The organism is Agromyces sp. NPDC055520 (genome assembly GCF_053619715.1).
In genome coordinates this window covers 1-19,139 of record NZ_JBSHJY010000015.1, presented here as the reverse complement: position 1 = coordinate 19,139, position 19,139 = coordinate 1, and the positions used below count along the sequence as shown (strand labels likewise).

The window sequence follows — 19,139 nt, the reverse complement described above, 5'->3', positions numbered from 1 at the left end:
CGACGCATGCCGAGCATCGTGATTCCCAGTGACCTGCTGCCCGCCGACGGACGCTTCGGCTGCGGACCGTCGAAGGTCCGGCCCGAGCAGCTCGCCCACCTCGCCGCACTCGGCCCCTCGGTCCTCGGCACCTCGCACCGGCAGGCTCCCGTGAAGCAGCTCGTGGGCCGGGTGCGCTCCGGGCTCGCCGATCTCTTCGACCTGCCCGACGGCTACGAGGTCGTGCTCGGCAACGGCGGCTCGACCGCCTTCTGGGACGCCGCTGCCTTCGGTCTGATCGACGGCCGCGCACAGCTCGCCTCGTTCGGCGAGTTCGGCGCGAAGTTCGCCGCCGCTGCGGCCGCACCGTGGCTCCAGGCGCCCGACGTGCGCACCGCTGCCGCCGGCTCCCGCGCCGAACCCGCTGCACTCGCGGGCGTCGACGTCTACGCGTGGCCGCAGAACGAGACCTCGACGGGCGTGATGGCTCCCGTCACCCGGGTGGCCGGCGACGAGGGCGCGCTCACCGTCATCGACGCGACGAGTGCGGCGGGCGGCATCCTGGTCGACGCCTCGCAGTTCGACGTCTACTACTTCGCCCCGCAGAAGAACTTCGCATCCGACGGCGGCATCTGGTTCGCGATCCTCTCCCCCGCCGCGATCGAGCGCATCGAACGCATCGCGGCGAGCGGGCGATACATCCCCGAATTCCTGTCGCTCGCGAACGCCGTCGACAACTCGCGCCTGAACCAGACGCTCAACACCCCGGCGCTCGCGACCCTGCTGCTGCTCGAGAACCAGCTCGAGTGGATGAACGCCTCGGGCGGCCTCGCCTGGGCCGACGCCCGCACTCGCGAGTCGTCGTCGGTGCTCTACGACTGGGCGGAGCGCACCTCGGTCGCGACCCCGTTCGTGGCCGACCCCGCGCACCGCTCCCAAGTGGTCGTCACGATCGACTTCGACGAGTCGACGGATGCCGCGGCGCTCGCCTCGACGCTGCGGGCCAACGGCATCGTGGACACCGAGCCGTACCGCAAGCTCGGCCGCAACCAGTTGCGCGTCGCGACCTTCACCGCGATCGAGCCCGACGACGTTCGCGCGCTCACGGCCTCGATCGACTACGTGCTCACGCAGATCGGCTGACCGCGATGCGGCTCTGGCTCAGCGACGACGAACGGCGCCCCGACCCGGCGCCCGCACGGGCCGACGGCCGCAAAGCCGTGGTCGCGGGCACCATCGGCTGGGTCGTCGCGCTCGTGGCCTGCCTCGTGTTCCAGAAACCGCTCGATGCTGCGGGGCTCGGCTGGTTCACGGCCGCCGCGATCACCGGCGTCGTCATCGGCCTCATCGGCCTCGTGGTCGTCCAGGTGATCCGCCGTCGCACGGACCGGTCTGCGGAGCGACCGACGGATCAGTCGGCGGAGCGCTCGACCGACTGATCGTCGTCGGACTCGTCGTCGTCGTCGTCGTCGGAATCTTCGTCGTCGTCGTCGGAATCTTCGTCGTCGTCGGGCCCATCATCGTCGTCGGTGTCGTCGTCATCCGAGTCGTCGTCATCCGACTCCTCGTCGTCGGACTCGTCGAGCGCGTCGATGTCGATTCCGTCGAACTCCTCGTCGACGTCGTCGTGCTCGCCGTCGTCATCGTCGTCATCGTCATCGTCATCATCGTCGTCATCGTCGTCATCGAGCTCGTCTTCGTCGTCGAGCTCGTCGTCGGCACCGTCTGCGTCGTCGCCGGCCGCAGCGGCCGCAGCGGCCACGGCTTCCTGCGCGGCGCGATAGTCGGCGAGCCGCTCCGACCACGGCACCCAGTCGGGTGCGAGCAGGGCGGTCTCGCCGGGCATGAGCTCGGTCTCGAGCACGGTCGGCTCGGCGTCGGCGTCGACCCGCGAGAGGGTCACGCTCCAGTGCCAGCCCGGGTACCCGCTGAGGTCGGAGGCGAAGAGCAGCGTCAGCACGTGCTCGCCCTCGACGAGGTGGCCGACGACCGATCCGACCGTCTCGGGCGCGGTGACCTCGAGCAACGCCCGTCGAGCGAGGTCGACCGATGACAGCAGCACCTCGTCGGCCACGGCCGCGGGCGCACTCGCGGCCTCGACGTCGGCAACGTCCGGCGACGCAGCATCCGCCTGCTCGACCTCGACCGATCCGACCTCGGCCTGCGCGGCCTCGGCCTGCTCTGCTTCCGTCGACTCAGGCATCGAGATCGTCTGCCACCTTGCGCAGTGCCGCGGCGACGGTGCGCGCCTTCGACTTCTCGGGGTAGCGCCCGCGGCGCAGGTCGGCGCCGATGCCGTCGAGCACCTTCATGACGTCTTCGATGATGATCGCCATGTCGTCGGCCGGCTTGCGGTTGATCTTGGTGAGGCTCACGGGTGTGTCGAGCACGCGCACCGACAGCGCCTGCGCACCGCGCTTGCCCTCGGCGACGCCGAATTCCAGCCGGCTGCCCGCACGCACGGTCGCGCCGGCGGGAAGAGCGGATGCGTGGAGGAAGACCTCCTGGCCGTCATCGGAACTGATGAAGCCGAACCCTTTTTCCTCGTCGTAGAACTTGACCTTGCCGGTGGGCATCGTGTGAACCTCGCTCATGTCTGCAGGCGCGCTGAAACCACAGCGCCGTCCTGCCCCAGTCTATTGCTCAGGCACCCGCGAGTGGGCGCTCACCCCCTATTCTGAGAGGGTGAGCGATTCCGGCCCCATCACCGACAATCGTGCCGAGCGCGTCCTCGCGTACATGTTCGCCGCCATCGTCGGTCTCTCCATCGTCTGCTTCTTCGCCGTGATGATCGGCACCTTCGCCGGTGTCGACCGCGAAGAGATGGGCACCGGCATCTGGCCGGTCGTGACGATGCTGCCCTGGTTCGGGCTGCCGATCGCGTTCCTGCTGCTCATCGTGCTGCTCATCGTCAACGCCGTGCGCCGAAGCCGAGCCGCACGGGCCGGATCGAGCTGATCGGAGACGATGCTCGAACTCGCCGCTCGACTCCGCGGACTGTCGCGAGACTCCCTCGCCGCAGCGTTGCACTCGCGCGAGTTCGAACCGGCCGGCGTGCGCGATCTCTTCGACCTGGCCGAAGCGGTGCTCACCCCCGACTCGATCGACCACGCGATCGGTCGCCTCGACCGGCGGCGGCTCGCGGTGCTCGCCGCCGCGGTCGACCTCGCCCAAGGCGGCAGTACCACGGTCGACGCCGTGCGCGACGAGTTGGCAGGGCACGCGGCATCCGCAGACCTGATGGATGCCGCGGGCGAACTGCTCGACGCACTGGCCGGGCTGCTGCTCGTGGTGCGCGTCGACGACCGCGTGCATGTTCCGGCCGCCGTGATCGCGCGGCTCGCGCCGCGGCTCGGCGACGAGCTGCCGAGCACGGCCGAACTCGCCGCGTCGGCGCCCCCGGTGCTCGTCACCGGCGACGACGTCGACCGCACGCTCATCGACCGGCGTGCGGCCGAGACCGCGTACGCCACGGTCACGGCGACGGCCGAGGTGCTCGCCGCGCTCGGCGTGCAGCCCGCTCGAGAGCTCGCCAAGGGCGGCCTCGCACTGCCCGACTCCAAGCGGCTCGCCGAGGCGAGCGGCACGGCGCTCGACGCGCTGCCCCGGCTCTTCCACCGCGCCGGCGAGGCGGGGCTCGTGGTGCGCGAGGGCGCCTTCTGGCTCGAGTCCGAGCGCGGGGCGGCCTGGTCGCTCGAAACCGCCGAGGGGCGCTGGCGGCGTCTGGCCCAGTGCTGGCGCGACCGCATTCCCGAGCTGCTGCGCGAACTCGTGGCCCGTCGAAGCGAGTCCCTCACGGCGAGCACGCTCGGCGATGACGTGCGCTGGTTCTACCCCGCCGGCGGGCGCTGGCTCGACGAGGGCCTCGAACGACTCATCAACGAGGCCGAGGCACTCGGTCTGGCTGTGGCCGGCGAGCCGGCGCCGACCGCGCTGCTCGTGCTCGCGGGCGACCTCGAACAAGCCTCGGCCCGGCTCGCGGCGTACTTCCCGGCCCAGGTCGAGAAGGTCTACCTGCAGCACGACCTCTCGATCGTCTCGCCCGGCCCGCTCGAACCGTCGCTCGACGCACGACTGCGCAGCTTCGCCGACGTCGAGGGCCGCGACCTGGCGTCGACGTATCGCGTCAGCGCGGCATCCGTCAATCGCGGTCTGGCCGTCGGCGAGACGGCCGAATCGATCCTCGCCTTCCTCGGCGGCATCTCCCTGACCGGAATTCCGCAACCGCTCTCGTACCTCGTCGGCGAGGCGGCTGCGAGATTCGGGTCGCTGCGCGTCTCCCTCGCCGACGAGGCCGATGCCCCGGCGCGGGCCTCGGTGCGCTCCGACGACGAGCAGCTCGTGCGCACCCTCGCCGTCGACCAGTCGCTCGTCTCGATCGGGCTGCGCCAGACCGGGCCGCACCGTCTGCTCTCGCGTTTCACGCCCGAGGTCGTGTTCTGGGCGATCTCCGACGCGCGCTACCCGATCGCCGCCGAAGACGCGGCCGGCAACATCATCCGGCTCAGCCGACACCACCTGGCGACCGCGCCCGAACCGGCGGTGAAGGCCGACCCCGTCGAGGCGCTGCTCGACCTCGTCTTCGCCGAGGGCGAAGAAGGGGCGACCGAGCAGGCATGGCTCGCGCGCCAGCTCGAGGCCGCGGCACGCTCGAAAGAGACGCTCACCGTCACGGTGCGCATGCCGGGCGGTGACACCGCCGACTACCTGCTCGCGCCCGCGAGCGTGGCGAACGGGCGGCTGCGGGCGCGCGACCGCAAGGCCGACATCGAGCGCACGCTGCCGCTGTCGGCGATCGCGGCCGTCTCACCGGCGCCGACGGGCGCCTGAGTCGGCCCGCGTTCCCGCCCCCGCCGTCCCGCCCCGTGTTCCCGGCCGTCTCGGCCCTCGCCCTCGCTCCTGACCCTCCCGGCCGTCCTCTCACGATCCGGGCGTAGACTCGACGGCTATGTCAGACGGCCCACTCATCGTGCAGAGCGACCGAACCGTGCTCCTCGAGGTCGCGCACCCGCTCGCCGAAGACGCGCGCCACGACCTCGCGGTGTTCGCCGAGCTCGAGCGGGCCCCCGAGCACATGCACACCTACCGCATCACCCGGCTCGGCCTCTGGAACGCGCGGGCCGCCGGGCACGGCGCCGACGACATGCTCTCGACGCTCGAGAAGTACGCGAAGTTCCCCGTGCCGCAGACCGTCGCCGTCGACATGCGCGAGACCGTCGGCCGCTACGGGCGACTCGTGGTCGACCGCACCGACGACGGCGCACTGCGCCTGCACAGCGACGACATCGCCGTGCTCACCGAGGTCGCCTCGGCCAAGCGCATCGCACCGCTGCTCACCGAGCGACTCGACGATCGCAGCTTCCTCGTCGCGGCGTGGGCGCGCGGCGCACTCAAGCAAGAACTCGTGAAGCTCGGCTGGCCGGCCGAAGACCTCGCGGGCTATACGCCGGGCACTCCGCACGAGATCGAACTCGACCAGGCCGACTGGCACCTGCGTGGGTACCAGCAGCAGGCGATCGACAACTTCTTCGACGGCGGCTCTGGCGTGGTCGTGCTGCCCTGCGGCGCGGGCAAGACGCTCGTCGGCGCCGGAGCGATGGCGACCGCGAAGACCACGACGCTCATCCTCGTGACGAACACCGTCTCGGCCCGGCAGTGGCGCGACGAGCTGCTGAAGCGCACCTCGCTCACCGCCGACGAGATCGGCGAGTACTCGGGGCAGGTGAAAGAGGTCAAGCCCGTCACGATCGCGACCTACCAGATCCTCACCGCGAAGCGGAAGGGCGAGTACGCCCACCTCGCGCTGCTCGACGCGCTCGACTGGGGTCTCGTCGTCTACGACGAGGTGCACTTGCTGCCGGCGCCCGTGTTCAAGCTCACCGCCGAGCTGCAGGCCCGCCGCCGGCTCGGCCTCACCGCGACGCTCGTGCGCGAAGACGGCCGCGAGGGCGACGTCTTCAGCCTCATCGGCCCCAAGCGCTTCGACGCGCCGTGGAAGGAGATCGAGGCGCAGGGCTTCATCTCCCCCGCGGCGTGCTACGAGGTGCGCATCGACCTGCCGCAATCCGAGCGACTGACGTACGCGGCATCCGCCGACGACGAACGCTACCGACTGGCCGCGACCGCACCAGCGAAACTCGGCGTCGTGAAAGAGCTCGTGGCCAAGCACGCCGGCGAGCGCATCCTCGTGATCGGCCAGTACCTCGACCAGATCGACGAACTCGCCGAGGCGCTCGGCGCGCCCCAGTTGACCGGGGCGACCCCGGTCGACGAGCGCGAACGCCTGTTCCAGGAGTTCCGCGAGGGCCGCACGCCCGTGCTCGTCGTCTCGAAGGTCGCGAACTTCTCGGTCGACCTGCCCGAGGCGACCGTGGCCATTCAGGTGTCGGGTTCGTTCGGCTCACGCCAGGAGGAGGCGCAGCGCCTCGGGCGCCTCCTGCGGCCGAAGGAGTCGGGCCTCAGCGCGAACTTCTACACGCTCGTCGCGCGCGACACCGTCGACCAGGACTTCGCGCAGAACCGCCAGCGCTTCCTCGCCGAGCAGGGCTACAGCTACACGATCCTCGACGCGCACTCGCTCGAAGCCGCCTGACGGCGTCTTCACTCTTCAGGAGCGGGTGTAACGGAGGAGGACGAGGTCGGCTGCGGGAATCGCGTGCACGAGGTGCATGCGGCGCGCGAACTCGGGGGCGCCGCGCACGATGCGACCCGCCGTGCCGCCGACGAGGGTAGGGCTCAGTGAGAGGCACAGCTCGTCGACGAGGTCGGCCTCGAGCAGCGAGCCGAAGAGGTGCGGCCCGCCTTCGCAGAGTACCTGCCGCAGGCCTCGCTCGGCGAGCACGTCGAGCATGCCGCGCACGTCGACCCCGCGTTCGCCGACCACGATCACGTCGGCGACGGGTTCGAGAGCGGCGAGCCGCTCGGCCGGGGCCGCGGAGTGCGTCACGACGATCGGGCGCGTCACGGCGGCCGTGAAGAGCGGCGACGAGGGATCGAGGTCGAGCGATGACGACACCACGGCGAGCCGGGGCTGGTCGGGCAGGCCGTGCGACGCACGCCACGCGGCATCCGCTTCGCCGACGGCGAGGCCGCCGTAGCCCTCGACCCGTACGGTGCCGGCGCCGACCAGCACGACGTCGGCGAGGGTTCGCAGCACCTGCATCGCGAGCCGGTCGCTCGCATCGCCGAGGCCGCCGCTGCGGCCGTCGAGCGTGACGGCGCCGTCGAGACTCGCGACGAAGTTCATGCGGACACGCGGGGCGACCCGATCGTCGAGCGCGTACGCGGCGAAGAGCCCCGCCCGGTCGGGCAGCTCCGGCGCGCGCGCGTCGGCGCTCACCGGTTGTGCTCCAGGAACACGGGCTCGCGCCAGCCCTCGATCGCCTCGATCATGCGCATCGCGTCGACCGTCTCGCGCACGTTGTGCACGCGCACGATGCGGGCGCCCTGCATGACGCAGTAGACGGCGGCGGCGATCGAGCCCTCGACGCGCTGCTCGCGCGGCCGGCCGAGGCTCTCGCCCACGAAGTCCTTGTTCGACAGCGCCACGAGGGTCGGGTAGCCGAGGCCCGTGATCTCGCGGAGCCGACGGGTCAGCTCGAGCGAGTGCAGGGTGTGCTTGTTGAGATCGTGGCCCGGGTCGACGATGATGCGATCGGATGCCACACCTCGCGACTCCGCGAGGGCGACACGCTCCGCGAGGAACCCCGACACCTCGGCGACCACATCGCCGTACTGCGGCGAGGGGTACGGCGTACGGGGTTTCGCGAGACTGTGCGTGACGACGATCGTCGCCCCGGTCTCGGCGACGACGTCGGCCATGGCCGGGTCGTGGATGCCCGTCGTGTCGTTGACGACATGGGCGCCGGCGTCGAGCGCGGCACGCGCCACCTCGGGCAGGAAGGTGTCGACCGAGATGACGGCGCCCGATCCGGCGAGCGCGGCGACGACGGGCACGACGCGCTCGATCTCCTCCTCGGCGGAGATCGCGGGGCCGGGGGCGAACTTCGCGCCGCCGATGTCGATCCAGTCGGCGCCCTCGTCGATCGCGGCCTCGGCCGCGGCGACGGCGGCGTCGAGCGCCTCGGTGCGGCCCCGATCATAGAAGGAGTCGGGCGTGCGGTTGACGATCGCCATGACCGCGACCTCGCGCGCGAAATCGAACTCGCGCGGGCCGATACGGCGGATCACCTGGGGTCGAATCGTCATGCTGCCGAGTCTTCCACGCCCGCCGCGAAGGGGCGATGCCACGCGACATCCGACACACCGATTCGGCAACCCTCGAAGAATGTTCAGCAAAGTTCCAGCCGATGCGCAGAGAATCGTCACATGAGCGACGGACCACGAATTCTCATCGTCGACGACGAGCCAAACATCCGCGACCTCCTCACGACGAGCCTGCGCTTCGCAGGATTCGCCGTTCGTGCCGTCGGCAACGGCGCACAGACCATCTCGGCGGTGCTCGAAGAGGAACCCGACCTGATCATCCTCGACGTCATGCTGCCCGACATGAACGGCTTCGGCGTCACGAAGCGCCTGCGTTCGGCCGGCTACACCGCGCCGATCCTCTTCCTCACGGCGAAAGACGACACCGAAGACAAGATCACCGGCCTCACCGTCGGCGGTGACGACTATGTCACCAAGCCCTTCAGCCTCGACGAGATCGTCGCACGCATCAAGGCGATCCTGCGTCGCACCATGCACGCCGAAGAGGACGCGGTGATCCGCACCGGCGAGCTCACGATGGACCAGGACACGCACGAGGTGCTCGTCGGCGACGTGCCCGTCGAGCTCTCCCCCACCGAGTTCAAGCTGCTGCGCTACCTCATGCTGAACCCCAACCGGGTGCTGTCGAAGGCGCAGATCCTCGACCACGTGTGGGAGTACGACTTCAACGGCGACGCCGGCATCGTCGAGAGCTACATCTCGTACCTGCGCCGCAAGCTCGATCAGCACTCGGCAGAGCCGCTGATCCAGACCAAGCGCGGATTCGGCTACATGCTGAAGTCCTCCAAGCCCTGACTCAGGAAGGCCAACCTAGACTCGGCCCGCCATGAATCAGATCTCCGAGCGGTGGAACCGCATCTCGCTGCGCACCAAGATCACCGGTGTCACCGTGCTCATGCTCACGCTCGGACTTCTGGTGTCGGGCATCGGCACCGCGGCGATGCTGCGCTCGTACGTCGAAGACCAGGTGAAGGGCAAGCTCGAGGCGATCGCATCGGGTGATCTGCGCAAGTACTTCACCGACCAGGGCGCCGAGCCGAGCGACAAGGCGAATCTCAACGACCTCACGTTCCGGCCCGATCTCGACGTCTTCGTCGCCGTCTACGACGCGCAGACGGGCGACCTCGCGAACTACAACTGGCGAGACCACGATCCCTCCGAGCTGCCCAAGCTGCCCGAGACGCTCACGACGGCGCTCGTGAACTCGAAGAACGCCGGGGGCTACCAGGTCTTCGCCCTGCCCGACGCCTCGGGTAACCCGACGTTCCGTGCCGTCGCGGCCATCATGACCGCCGACAATCACGGCAACTACTCGCCGATCATCCTCGCGATCTCGTCGAAGGAGACCGAGCAGCTGCTCACGATGTACCTCACGATCTTCTTCGGGTTCGGGGTCGGCGTCGTGCTCGTCGGCGCCCTGCTCACCCGCATGCTCGTCACGACGACGTTCATGCCCCTGCGCGAGGTCGAGCGCACGGCGTCGGCGATCGCAGACGGCGACTTCAGCCAGCGCCTCGGCGGCGCGACGCCGAACACCGAGGTCGGGCGCCTGAACCGCTCGCTCAACACGATGCTGAACCGCATCGATCGGGCGTTCCGCGATCGCGCCCGCACGATCGACCAGATGCGCCGCTTCGTCGGCGACGCCTCGCACGAACTGCGCACACCGCTCGTGTCGGTGCGCGGCTATGCCGAGCTCTATCGCATGGGCGCGCTGCAATCGCCCGAAGAGGTCGGCCAGGCGATGGATCGCATCGAGAAGGAGGTCATCCGGATGGGCCTCCTCGTCGAGGACCTGCTCGCGCTCGCCCGACTCGACGAGGCGAAGCCGCTCGAACTCGCCGAGGTCGACCTCGTGCCGCTCGCGCGCGACGCCGCGCTCGACACGATGGCCGCGCACCCGGCGCGCACGATCACGGTGATCGCACCCGAAGACGTCGGCGCGACGGCGGCCGAGGGCGAGCCCGCCGCCGACCTCGAAGTCGAGCTCGACCGTGCAGGCGATCCCACCCCGACCGGGGCGATCTCGTTCGCCGGGGCGACGCTTGCACGCCTCCGCGGCCGCCGGCCGAGGAGTGAGTCGCCGTCGGCCGAGAGCCGCAGGGCGGCTGCGAAGGGCAATGGCACCGCCGCGGTGTCGAAGCGGGCGGCCCGCGCGTCGGCCGCCGCATCGGCTGCCGCGGCCTCGGCCGCGTCGGCCGCCTCCTCGAAGGCGATCGCGACGTCGCCTGTGGGAACCCGGGGCGCTGCCGGATCCCAACCCGTGCGCCGCACCGTCGTGCTCGCTGAAGAGAACAAGATCCGCCAGGTGATCACGAACCTGATGGGCAACGCGATCCGCTTCACCTCTCCCGAGAGCCCCATCGAGATCCGCATCTCGGTCGACGACTCCACCGAGCGGGCGATGATCGAGGTCGTCGACCACGGCGAGGGCATCCCGCCGCAGATCCGCGAGAAGATCTTCCAGCGATTCTGGCGTGCCGACACCTCTCGCACGAGGGAGACGGGCGGCTCGGGGCTCGGCCTGGCCATCGTGTCGTCGATCGTGGCGGCGCACAACGGAGTGGTCGACGTCGTCGAGACGCCCGGCGGCGGTGCCACCTTCCGCGTGTCGCTGCCGCTCGCCGGCTCGGCGGCCGCGCCGCAGCCGATCGGCATCGACTGACCCTCGCCGCCGACTCCTCCTCCACATCTGCCCCACTCCGACCTGCGTCCACAGGCAGCCGTTCGGCCCGTCTGCGGGTATCCGCCGACGCGTAGCGTGGCGCGCACACCGAGTGAAGGGGGCCCCAGATGGCCGTATACCAAGTCGACGCCGAACAGGTGTCCGCCGCGACCCAGACCGTGCAGGGCACGATCGGCCGCATCCAATCCGAAGTGGCATCCCTGCTCGGCCAGCTCACGGGGCTGCAGTCGTCGTGGTCGGGTCAGGCTTCGGCCGCGTTCCAGGGCGCGGTCTCCGATTGGCGCGTCACGCAACTGCAGGTCGAAGAGAGTCTCGCCGGCCTCAATCGGGCGCTCGGGGTCGCCGCCGTGCAGTATTCCGACGCCGAACAGTCCAACGCGCGGCTGTTCCTGCGCTGACGGTTTTCCCCCGCGAGGCCGCCAAGCCCTTCCCTTCACGGCGTTCAGACATAGCATGGGAGCGAGACGTCGCCCCATGACGGCGCCCCGATCAACGAGTGAGGGAGCGATGATGTCCGAATCGAACCGAGCCGCTGAGCCGAACGCCTCCGGAGAGCCGGTCGTGCCCGCCGTCGCAGGCGACGCCACCGACGACCTCGAAGGCAGCTACACCGAGGTCGACGGCGAAGGCCCGCACGAGCGCACGGTCGCCGGTGCCTACACTCGCACCGACGGCTCCGAAGACGACGAGTCCGAGGTCAGCGACTACACGTCGACCGACGCGCATCCCGAGGTCCACGACGCGGCCGAACGGCACGGCAAGTTCGTCAGGGTGGAGCCGCCGAAGCCGCACCCCGGCATGCATCACATCTGACCCGATCGCGCGTCGCCCAGGTCGAGTCAGGGTCGGTCCGAGGCGTCGGCGCGGAGCTCGCGAGCGAGCATCGCGCCGGCCGCCTTGAGCCAGCGCAGCGGGTTGCCCATCGCGGCCTGCGGGTCGCCGGCGATCGCCGACAGGGCGAGGGATGCCGCGAACTCGCGTGGCTCGGCGGCGATCACGCCCGCGACGAGCGCGACCGGCACCCCGGCGTTCGTCGATCGGCGGGCGACCTCACTGGGCGCCTTGCCCGCCTGCGACTGACCGTCGAAGCGCCCCTCGCCGGTGATCACGAGGTCGGCGCCCACGAGATCGCGGTCGAGTCCGACCGTGTCGGCGACGAGCGCGGCACCATCGCCCATCTCGGCGCCCCAGACGAGCAGCCCGAACCCGGTGCCGCCGGCGGCACCGGCGCCCGGCGTGTCCGGTGAGACGCCACGGGCCGCGGGCACGGCGTCGCGAACGCGTGCGGCGAGCCTCGCGAGGCCGGCCTCGAGCACCGCGACGGTCGGGGCATCCGCGCCCTTCTGCGGGCCGAACGCCGCCGCGGCGCCGTGCCCGCCGAGCAGCGGGTTCGTGACGTCACCGAGAATCACCGCTCCCCCGGCGGGCATCGGGCGGAGCCCTGCGAGCTCGACTCGGGCGAGCCGGGCGAGTCCGCGGTTGCCCAGGGGAACAGGGCGCCCGTCTGCGTCGAGCAACCGCGCGCCGAGCGCCGTGAGAGCTCCGGCACCGCCGTCGGTGGAGGCGCTGCCGCCGAGCGCGAGCAGCAGCCGGTCGACGCCGGCGTCGAGGGCGGACGCGATCGCCTCGCCGAATCCGGCGGTGTGAGCGTCGAGCGGCGCGAGCCGATCGAGCAGGGTGATGCCCGACGTCGCCGCGAGTTCGACGACCCCGGTGCCGTCGGCCAGCAACAGCCAGTGCGTCGCGACGGCGCCGTCGGCGCCGGCGCCCGCAGCGTCAGCAGCGTCGGCGCCAATCGCAGCGGCAGCGACAGCGGCGCCCGGTTCGGTTGTCGCCACGGGGCCGCGCACCCTGATCGGCATGCGGCGGGCGCCCGGCACCGCCGCCTCGAACGCGTCGAGAGTGCCCTCGCCGCCGTCGGCCATCGGGCGCTGGATCACCTCGTCTCCGCCGCGAACCGAGCTCCATCCGCGCGCGATCGCCGCCGCGGCATCCGCTGCGCTCGCCGTGCCCTTGAACGAATCGGGCGCGACGACGACCTTCATCATCGTGCACGCGCCGGCACAGACGCCGATGCAGACGCCGACCGCTCGGCGACGAGCGCGTCGACCCCCGCGAGCACCCGTTCGACGCCGAACCGCAGCGCGTCGTCGCGGGCGCCGTCTCGCCCGGCCTCGGCGAACGCGCTCGCCGTGCGCGGGTAGGTCTCGCCGCGATCTACGAGGATCACGGTCAGGCCCGCCGCCAGCGCGTCGTCGGATCCCGCGCCCGAGACGCGCTGCCGGGCGATCGACATCACGTGACCGACCAGCAAGACCAGCAGGTCGAGCTGCTCGCCGCCGCGAAGGGGAAGGCCGGCGACGGCCGCGAGGCCCGCCTCGTACCAGCCGAGCTCGATCGGGCCGGGTGTATGGGGTCGCTGCACGAGTTCCACGATCCAGGGGTGTGCCGTCGCTCGCGCGTGCACGCCGTCGGCCCATGCGGTGAGGGCTGCGCGCCAGTCGTCGCCCGCGACATCCGCCGCACGTGGCGCGTCGACCGCGCCGGTCTCGCCGGTTTCGACCCCCACGCCTGGCGCGCCGAGGGCGGTGTCGAGCATCACCGCGTCGAGTTCGGCTCGCCCGGGCAGGTACCGGTAGAGCGCCATCTTCGTCGTGCCGAGCCGATCGGCGATGCGCTGCATCGTGACCTCGTCGAGCCCCGCGTCGTCGGCGATGGCGATCGCCGCGGCGGCGATGCCGGCCAACGTGAACTTCGGCCTCGGGCCCGGCCGGCGCCCCGGCGGTTCGGCCCAGAGCAGGGCGGCGGCGCCGGTCGCCGAGGTTTCGTCGTGCTCGCCCATCGATGCCCCTTCGAACTCACTGCGTCCATCGTACGCGTTGCACTGCGTCCGGCAGACGCAATTGATCGGACAGCGCGCAACACGAGCACGAGCACGAACGACTGCGGGATGCGCTGGAGGCAGCGCTCGACCCTCGCGACTACGATGGTTCGATGTCGTTCGACCTGCAGGGCTTCCCCGCCGATTCCACGGCGCTCGCCACGCTGGCCGCGAGAGGCCTCGACTACCGACTCGTCGACACGAGTGATGCGGCAGCCGCAACGGCGTGGGTCGAAGCCGACTTCCGCGGGTTCCATCACGCCCGCCCGAGACAGGTCGACCTCGACTACGATCTCGCAGTGCTCGCCGACCGGCGGGTGCACGGCGTCTACGACTCGACCATCATCGACCCGGCCGTGCCCGTCGCCACCGTCTCGAGCTGGCCGACGGGGCTCAGCGTGCCCGGCGACGGCAGCGTCGACGCCTGGGCCGTGAGCTCGGTCACGGTGTCGCCGACGCATCGCCGACGCGGCATCGCCAGGGCGCTCATGCTCGCCGAACTGGCCAATGCGCGCGCGGCGGGCGCTGCGCTCGCGATGCTGACCGCCACCGAGGCCACCATCTACGGCCGCTACGGCTACGCCCCCGCGGCACGCGCAGCGACCGTGCACGTCGACCGCCGCCGGGTGCACTGGGTCGGACCGGATGCCCCGGGCCGCGTGCAGTTCGTCGAAGCGGCGTCGATCCGCGAAGCGGCCCCCGCGATCGCCCGCCGCGCCGTGGCCCGCACACCCGGCGAGATCGACCGCTGGCCCGGACTGCTCGACCGGGTGCTCGGCCTGCACGACCCCGAGAGCGAGCGCTCGCGCTCGCGCCGGGTCGTACGCTACGACGACGAGCGCGGCCACGCCCAGGGCTTCGCCGTGTTCCGTGTGACCCGCGAGCCCAACGAGCCGGGCGTCGCCGAGTTCGACTTCCTCGCCGCCGCGACCGACGACGCCGAGCGGGCCCTCTGGCGATTCCTCGTGGAGCAGGACTTCGTGTCGGGCACCCGCGGACTGCTGCGCTCGGTCGACGAACCGCTGCCCTGGCTGCTCGAAGACCCGCGCGCCGTCACGATCTCCGACGTCGTCGACCACCTCTGGCTGCGCGTGATCGACCCGGTCGCGGCGCTCGCGGCCCGCACCTACGGCACGCCGGGTCGGCTCGTGATCGAGGTCGACGACCCCGTCGGCCTCGCGGCCGGCCGGTTCGAGCTCGTCGTCGGCGAGCGCGGGCGGGCCGAGGTCGCGCCCATCGATCGAGCGGATGCCGCGGCATCCGGTTCTGCGGCACGTGGCATCAGGCTCGGGGTGCGCGAGCTCGGCGCGATCTACCTCGGCGGGGTGGCGCCGTCGCTGCTCGCGCGAGCGGGGCGCATCGAGGCGATCTCGGCGCGTTCGATGGAACTCGCCGACGCCATGTTCGCCTCGCAGCGCACGCCGCACCTCAGCATCTGGTTCTGAGGCGCTTCGGTCGGGCGGCCGTCGCGGGCGCGCGGATCGCGCCCGCGAATCAGATGTTGTCCTGGCGGGGGAAGATGACCTTCTCGACGATGATGATGAGCGATGCCGCGACCGGGATCGCGACGAGGGCGCCGAGCACGCCGCCGAGCGTGCCGCCCGCGACGGCCGCGATCACGACGAGCGCGCCGGGCACCGCGACCGCGCGGCTCATGATGCGCGGGCTCAGCACGTAGGCCTCGACCTGCATGTAGATCAGGTAGTAGATCGCCGCGGCGAGCGCGGTCTCGGGCGAGGCCGCGAGTGAGACGAGCGAGATGATGATCGCGCCCGTGAGCGTGCCGACGAGCGGCACGAGCGAGAAGAGGAAGGCGATGAACGCGAGCAGGATCGGCGCGGGCGCCCCGATGATCGACAGGTAGATCAGGCTCAGCACGCCGTTGATCGCGCCGAGTCCGAATTGCCCGATGACGTAGCGGCCGACGGAGCCCGTGATCTCCTCGGAGACGTCGCGGTAGCCGGGGCGCGAGCTCGCCGGCACGAAGCGGGCGGCGTAGCGCTTCATCGCGTCGAGCGAGGCGAGGAAGTAGAGGGTGAGGATGAGCACGATCGTCGCACCCGTGAAGCCGCCGGCGATACCGGCGCCGACCGCGAGGATGCCGCCGCCGAGCGAGCCGAGGTTCGCGGGGTCGGCGAGCCATTTGCCGGCCGACTCGATGGCGTCCTGGATGGCGTGCTCGCTGCCGCCGAGCGTGTTCAGCCAGGCGACGAAGCTGCTGTTCTGCACGTTCGCGACGATGTCGTCCCAGTGCTCGACGATGTTCGTCGTCTGCTCGACGACGATCGGCACGATCGTCGCGATGAGTCCGACGAAGATGCCGATCACGGCGGCGAACACGATGAGGATCGCGACCCAGCGCGCCATGCCCCGCCGTTGCAGCCAGCTGACGATCGGGTCGAGGCCGAGCGCGAGGAAGAGCGCGAGCGCGACGTAGAGGATGACGGTGCCGAGTTCGCCGACGATGCCGCCGAGCATCACCGCGAGCAGCACGCCGAGCGCGCCGACGAAGCCGATGCGGAAGGCGTTGATCCGCACCTCGGGCGCGTGGGAGTCGCCGTCGCTCGTGATCTCCGCCACGGCGGGAGACGGCGGGGGTACCGGGCGTTTCGTACGGATCCTCATGAGTCCGAAGGTAGCGCGAGCCGATCCCGACCGAGACGCGCTCGCCCCGGCGAGTTCGATCCGATGGCGCTCGTTGCGGAATGAATCCGGTGCCACGGCGTTGCTCTTGTTCGGGCCGGTTGTGCTGCGCCCGCCGGAGGAGGAATGTGACCGAGACAACTGCCGTGGGATTCCGTTCCGAGCGCGGACCCGTGCTCATCTCCGTGATGCTGGCCACGGGCCTCATCGCGATCGATTCGACGATCCTCGCGACCGCGGTGCCGTCGATCGTCGCCGACGTCGGCGGGTTCGCCCAGTTCCCGTGGCTGTTCTCGATCTACCTGCTCGCCCAGGCGGTCTCGGTGCCGATCTCCTCGAAGCTCGCCGACACGGTCGGCCGCAAGCCGATCATGCTCATCGGCATCGGCATCTTCCTCGTCGGCTCGGTGCTGTGCGGCTTCGCCTGGGACATGACCTCGCTCATCGTCTTCCGTGCGATCCAGGGTCTCGGCGCCGGCGCCGTGCTGCCCGTCTCGATCACGATCACCGGCGACATCTACACGGTGCGCGAGCGCGCCCGCGTGCAGGGCTACATCGCGAGCGTCTGGGCGGTCTCCTCCGTCGTCGGCCCGACGCTCGGCGGCCTCTTCGCCGAGTTCGCGTCGTGGCGGTGGATCTTCTTCGTGAACATCCCGCTCTGCCTCATCGCCGCGTGGATGCTCGTGCGCTCGTACCACGAGTCGGTCGGCCGCGAAAAGCATCGCATCGACTTCGCCGGCGCCACCGTGCTCACGATCGCGTCGACCCTGTTGATCCTCGCGGTGCTCGAGGGCGGCCAGGCCTGGGCATGGGCGTCGTGGCAGTCGATCGGCGCCTTCGCGATCGGCGCCCTGCTGCTCGTCGCCTTCGTGTTCATCGAGCGTCGGGCGGCAGAACCGGTGCTGCCGCTCTGGGTCTTCTCCCGCCGCCTCATCGTGACGACGTCGCTCATCTCGCTCGGCGTCGGCGCCGTGCTCATCGGGCTGACCTCGTACGTGCCGACCTTCCTCGAGGCGACGGCCGGTGCCTCTCCGCTCGTGTCGGGGCTCGCGGTGGCCGCGCTGACGCTCGGCTGGCCGATCGCGGCGAGCCAGGCGGGTCGGCTCTTCCTCCGCATCGGGTTCCGCCGCACCGCGCTCATCGGGCTGGCGATCACCGTGGCCGGCTCGGCCGCGCTCGTGGCGGCCTCGGTCACGCCGAACGTCTGGACCACTGCGATCGCGTGCTTCATCGTCGGCCTCGGTCTCGGTCTCGTGGCCTCGCCGACGCTCATCGCCGCCCAGTCGTCGGTGCCGTGGTCGGAGCGCGGCGTCGTCACCGGCGCCAACATGTTCCTGCGCTCGATGGGCAGCGCGGTCGGCGTCGCGATCTTCGGAGCCGTGGCGAACGGCGTGATCGCCCGCTCGGGGCTCGGCGAACACTCGCCCGTCGCGATCCACGCGGCCTCGACGGCCGTCTTCGTGGCGGTGCTGGTCGCCGCGGCCGTCACGATCGCGGGAGGCATCGCGATGCCGAGCGCCCAGGTCGACGACGTCGAGCATCGGCCCGTCGAAGAGCCCGCGAGCGCCTGAACCGCGACTCAGAACTGCGCGACGATGCGCTCGCCGAACCAGAACAGGCCCACCGCGGCGACGAGCGCCGCGGCGACCCTGGTCGACGGATCGGCGATCGCGGTGCGTCGCAGCAGCACGAGCAGCGGGAACGCCACGGCGATGAGCACCAGCTGCACGATCTCGATGCCGACGTTGAAGGCGAGGAGCGAGCCGAGCAGCCCCCACGACCACTGCTCATCGATGCCGAGGGCGCTCGCGAATCCCAGCCCGTGCAGGAGACCGAACGCGAAGACGACCGGCATCCGGTACCGCGCCGGCACCTCCCGCCGGAAGAACACGGCGGCGGCCGCAGCCGCGATCGACACGGCGATCACCGGCTCGACGATCGCGGCGGGAACGCTGACGAACCCCATGCCCGCGACGAGGAAGGTGACACTGTGGGCGACGGTGAAGGTCGTCGCGGTCATGACGATGCCGCGCAGACTTCGGGCGCCGAGCAGCAGCGCGAAGAGGAAGAGAAGGTGGTCGAGGCCCAGCAGCAGGTGCTCCGCACCGAGCAGGAAGAACTCGACGAGGTTCGGCGCCGAGGCCCCGAGGGCGATCGTCGGGGCGGCGGTGGTCAGCAGCCCGCTGCCCGCGACGCCGTCGACGTTCCAGGTGACGAGGGTCTGCGTGTCGTGCACGAACCCCTCGACATCGGGGAAGAGCGCGCTCGACGCCGCGAGCGCGGCTGCGGCACCGCCGTCGGCGCCTGGGCCTGGGCCCGGGCAGTCGGCCGAGTAGACGAGCACCGCGTAGCTCCGCCCGGCATCGTCGCGGATGCCGCTCGGTGCGGCCCGTTCGAGCGAGCAGCGTTCGCCGTCGGCATCGATCGCGAACCGCTCGACGACGTACTCGTCGACGGCGTCGGCGTTCGCAGCCAGTTGTGCACGTTGCTCGTCGGGATCGGTGGCCTCGTAGGCCGTGGCGTAGAGCCACGCCGACTTCATCAGCAGGTCGTACTCGAGCTGCAGCTCGACCGACACTCGCCCCTCGGCGCGTTCGACGGAAGCGGATGCCGCCGTCGTGGCGTCGTGGGCGAACGCGGATCCGGCCGGCAGCGCCGCGCCGACCCCGATCGCGAACAGCGTCGTGGCGATCGCCGCCGCGACCCGCGTGAGCGGGCCGCGGC

19 protein-coding genes are annotated in these 19,139 nt (G+C 71.0%); 11 read left to right on the top strand and 8 right to left on the bottom strand.

Annotated elements, in window-relative coordinates; translation table 11 throughout:
• Positions 1 to 6 precede the first annotated feature (6 nt).
• On the top strand, positions 7 to 1,122 hold the full coding sequence (gene serC, locus ACWGST_RS08460; protein WP_452046226.1) for a phosphoserine transaminase: 1,116 nt from the start codon (positions 7 to 9) through the stop codon (positions 1,120 to 1,122).
• 5 nt (positions 1,123 to 1,127) lie between these two features.
• Positions 1,128 to 1,418 carry a DUF2530 domain-containing protein gene (locus ACWGST_RS08455; protein WP_452046225.1) on the top strand — a complete coding sequence of 97 codons (291 nt, stop codon included), beginning with the start codon at positions 1,128 to 1,130 and terminating at the stop codon, positions 1,416 to 1,418.
• Here the strand turns inward: ACWGST_RS08455 and ACWGST_RS08450 are convergent.
• Both ACWGST_RS08450 and ACWGST_RS08445 read right to left on the bottom strand, forming a co-directional pair.
• On the bottom strand, positions 1,391 to 2,182 hold the full coding sequence (locus ACWGST_RS08450; RefSeq protein WP_452046224.1) for a DUF3027 domain-containing protein: 792 nt from the start codon (positions 2,180 to 2,182) through the stop codon (positions 1,391 to 1,393). The genes ACWGST_RS08455 and ACWGST_RS08450 overlap by 28 nt on opposite strands.
• Positions 2,175 to 2,555 (bottom strand): cold-shock protein, encoded by a 381-nt coding sequence (locus ACWGST_RS08445; protein ID WP_452046223.1) that lies wholly within the window; start codon positions 2,553 to 2,555, stop codon positions 2,175 to 2,177. Before ACWGST_RS08445 ends, ACWGST_RS08450 begins: the two co-directional genes overlap by 8 nt.
• A gap of 109 nt (positions 2,556 to 2,664) precedes the next feature.
• On the opposite strand from ACWGST_RS08445, the gene ACWGST_RS08440 reads away from it, so the two are divergent.
• The 3 genes from ACWGST_RS08440 to ACWGST_RS08430 all read left to right on the top strand — a co-directional run bounded on the left by ACWGST_RS08440 (position 2,665) and on the right by ACWGST_RS08430 (position 6,571).
• On the top strand, positions 2,665 to 2,937 hold the full coding sequence (locus ACWGST_RS08440; protein ID WP_452046222.1) for a multidrug ABC transporter ATPase: 273 nt from the start codon (positions 2,665 to 2,667) through the stop codon (positions 2,935 to 2,937).
• A 9-nt stretch (positions 2,938 to 2,946) separates the two neighbouring features.
• Positions 2,947 to 4,809, top strand: a complete 1,863-nt coding sequence (locus ACWGST_RS08435; RefSeq protein WP_452046221.1) for a helicase-associated domain-containing protein — start codon at positions 2,947 to 2,949, stop codon at positions 4,807 to 4,809.
• A 118-nt stretch (positions 4,810 to 4,927) separates the two neighbouring features.
• Complete coding sequence (locus tag ACWGST_RS08430) at positions 4,928 to 6,571, top strand: DNA repair helicase XPB (RefSeq protein WP_452046220.1); 1,644 nt, start codon at positions 4,928 to 4,930, stop codon at positions 6,569 to 6,571.
• A 15-nt stretch (positions 6,572 to 6,586) separates the two neighbouring features.
• On the opposite strand, the gene ACWGST_RS08425 is transcribed toward ACWGST_RS08430, so the two are convergent.
• Positions 6,587 to 7,318: a pyrimidine reductase family protein gene (locus ACWGST_RS08425; protein ID WP_452046219.1), complete on the bottom strand. Its 732-nt coding sequence runs from the start codon at positions 7,316 to 7,318 to the stop codon at positions 6,587 to 6,589.
• Positions 7,315 to 8,187, bottom strand: coding sequence for a dihydropteroate synthase (gene folP, locus ACWGST_RS08420; protein ID WP_452046218.1), 873 nt, complete (start codon positions 8,185 to 8,187; stop codon positions 7,315 to 7,317). Before folP ends, ACWGST_RS08425 begins: the two co-directional genes overlap by 4 nt.
• A gap of 120 nt (positions 8,188 to 8,307) precedes the next feature.
• On the opposite strand from folP, the gene ACWGST_RS08415 reads away from it, so the two are divergent.
• The 4 genes from ACWGST_RS08415 (at position 8,308) to ACWGST_RS08400 (ending at position 11,704) form a co-directional block, all read left to right on the top strand.
• Positions 8,308 to 9,000, top strand: coding sequence for a response regulator transcription factor (locus ACWGST_RS08415; RefSeq protein ID WP_022894322.1), 693 nt, complete (start codon positions 8,308 to 8,310; stop codon positions 8,998 to 9,000).
• Positions 9,001 to 9,031: 31 nt separating this feature from the next.
• Entirely contained in the window at positions 9,032 to 10,870 is a 1,839-nt protein-coding gene (locus ACWGST_RS08410) for an ATP-binding protein (RefSeq protein WP_452046217.1), read from the top strand.
• A 128-nt stretch (positions 10,871 to 10,998) separates the two neighbouring features.
• Positions 10,999 to 11,289, top strand: coding sequence for a WXG100 family type VII secretion target (locus tag ACWGST_RS08405; RefSeq protein ID WP_452046216.1), 291 nt, complete (start codon positions 10,999 to 11,001; stop codon positions 11,287 to 11,289).
• 112 nt (positions 11,290 to 11,401) lie between these two features.
• Positions 11,402 to 11,704, top strand: a complete 303-nt coding sequence (locus ACWGST_RS08400; protein ID WP_452046215.1) for a hypothetical protein — start codon at positions 11,402 to 11,404, stop codon at positions 11,702 to 11,704.
• A 26-nt stretch (positions 11,705 to 11,730) separates the two neighbouring features.
• Here the strand turns inward: ACWGST_RS08400 and ACWGST_RS08395 are convergent, their stop codons facing one another.
• Positions 11,731 to 12,939, bottom strand: a complete 1,209-nt coding sequence (locus ACWGST_RS08395) for a glycerate kinase (RefSeq protein ID WP_452046214.1) — start codon at positions 12,937 to 12,939, stop codon at positions 11,731 to 11,733.
• Positions 12,936 to 13,733 (bottom strand): TetR/AcrR family transcriptional regulator C-terminal domain-containing protein, encoded by a 798-nt coding sequence (locus ACWGST_RS08390; protein ID WP_452046213.1) that lies wholly within the window; start codon positions 13,731 to 13,733, stop codon positions 12,936 to 12,938. Before ACWGST_RS08390 ends, ACWGST_RS08395 begins: the two co-directional genes overlap by 4 nt.
• Before the next feature lie 152 nt (positions 13,734 to 13,885).
• On the opposite strand from ACWGST_RS08390, the gene ACWGST_RS08385 reads away from it, so the two are divergent.
• On the top strand, positions 13,886 to 15,217 hold the full coding sequence (locus tag ACWGST_RS08385) for a GNAT family N-acetyltransferase (protein ID WP_452046212.1): 1,332 nt from the start codon (positions 13,886 to 13,888) through the stop codon (positions 15,215 to 15,217).
• A 49-nt stretch (positions 15,218 to 15,266) separates the two neighbouring features.
• Here the strand turns inward: ACWGST_RS08385 and ACWGST_RS08380 are convergent, their stop codons facing one another.
• A complete protein-coding gene (locus tag ACWGST_RS08380; protein WP_452046211.1) occupies positions 15,267 to 16,352 on the bottom strand; it encodes an AI-2E family transporter in 1,086 nt (361 codons plus the stop codon).
• Between the two features lie 191 nt (positions 16,353 to 16,543).
• On the opposite strand from ACWGST_RS08380, the gene ACWGST_RS08375 reads away from it, so the two are divergent.
• Complete coding sequence (locus ACWGST_RS08375; RefSeq protein ID WP_452046210.1) at positions 16,544 to 17,986, top strand: MDR family MFS transporter; 1,443 nt, start codon at positions 16,544 to 16,546, stop codon at positions 17,984 to 17,986.
• An 8-nt stretch (positions 17,987 to 17,994) separates the two neighbouring features.
• On the opposite strand, the gene ACWGST_RS08370 is transcribed toward ACWGST_RS08375, so the two are convergent.
• On the bottom strand, positions 17,995 to 19,139 hold a 1,145-nt coding region (locus tag ACWGST_RS08370; RefSeq protein ID WP_452046209.1), incomplete at its 5' end, for a HupE/UreJ family protein.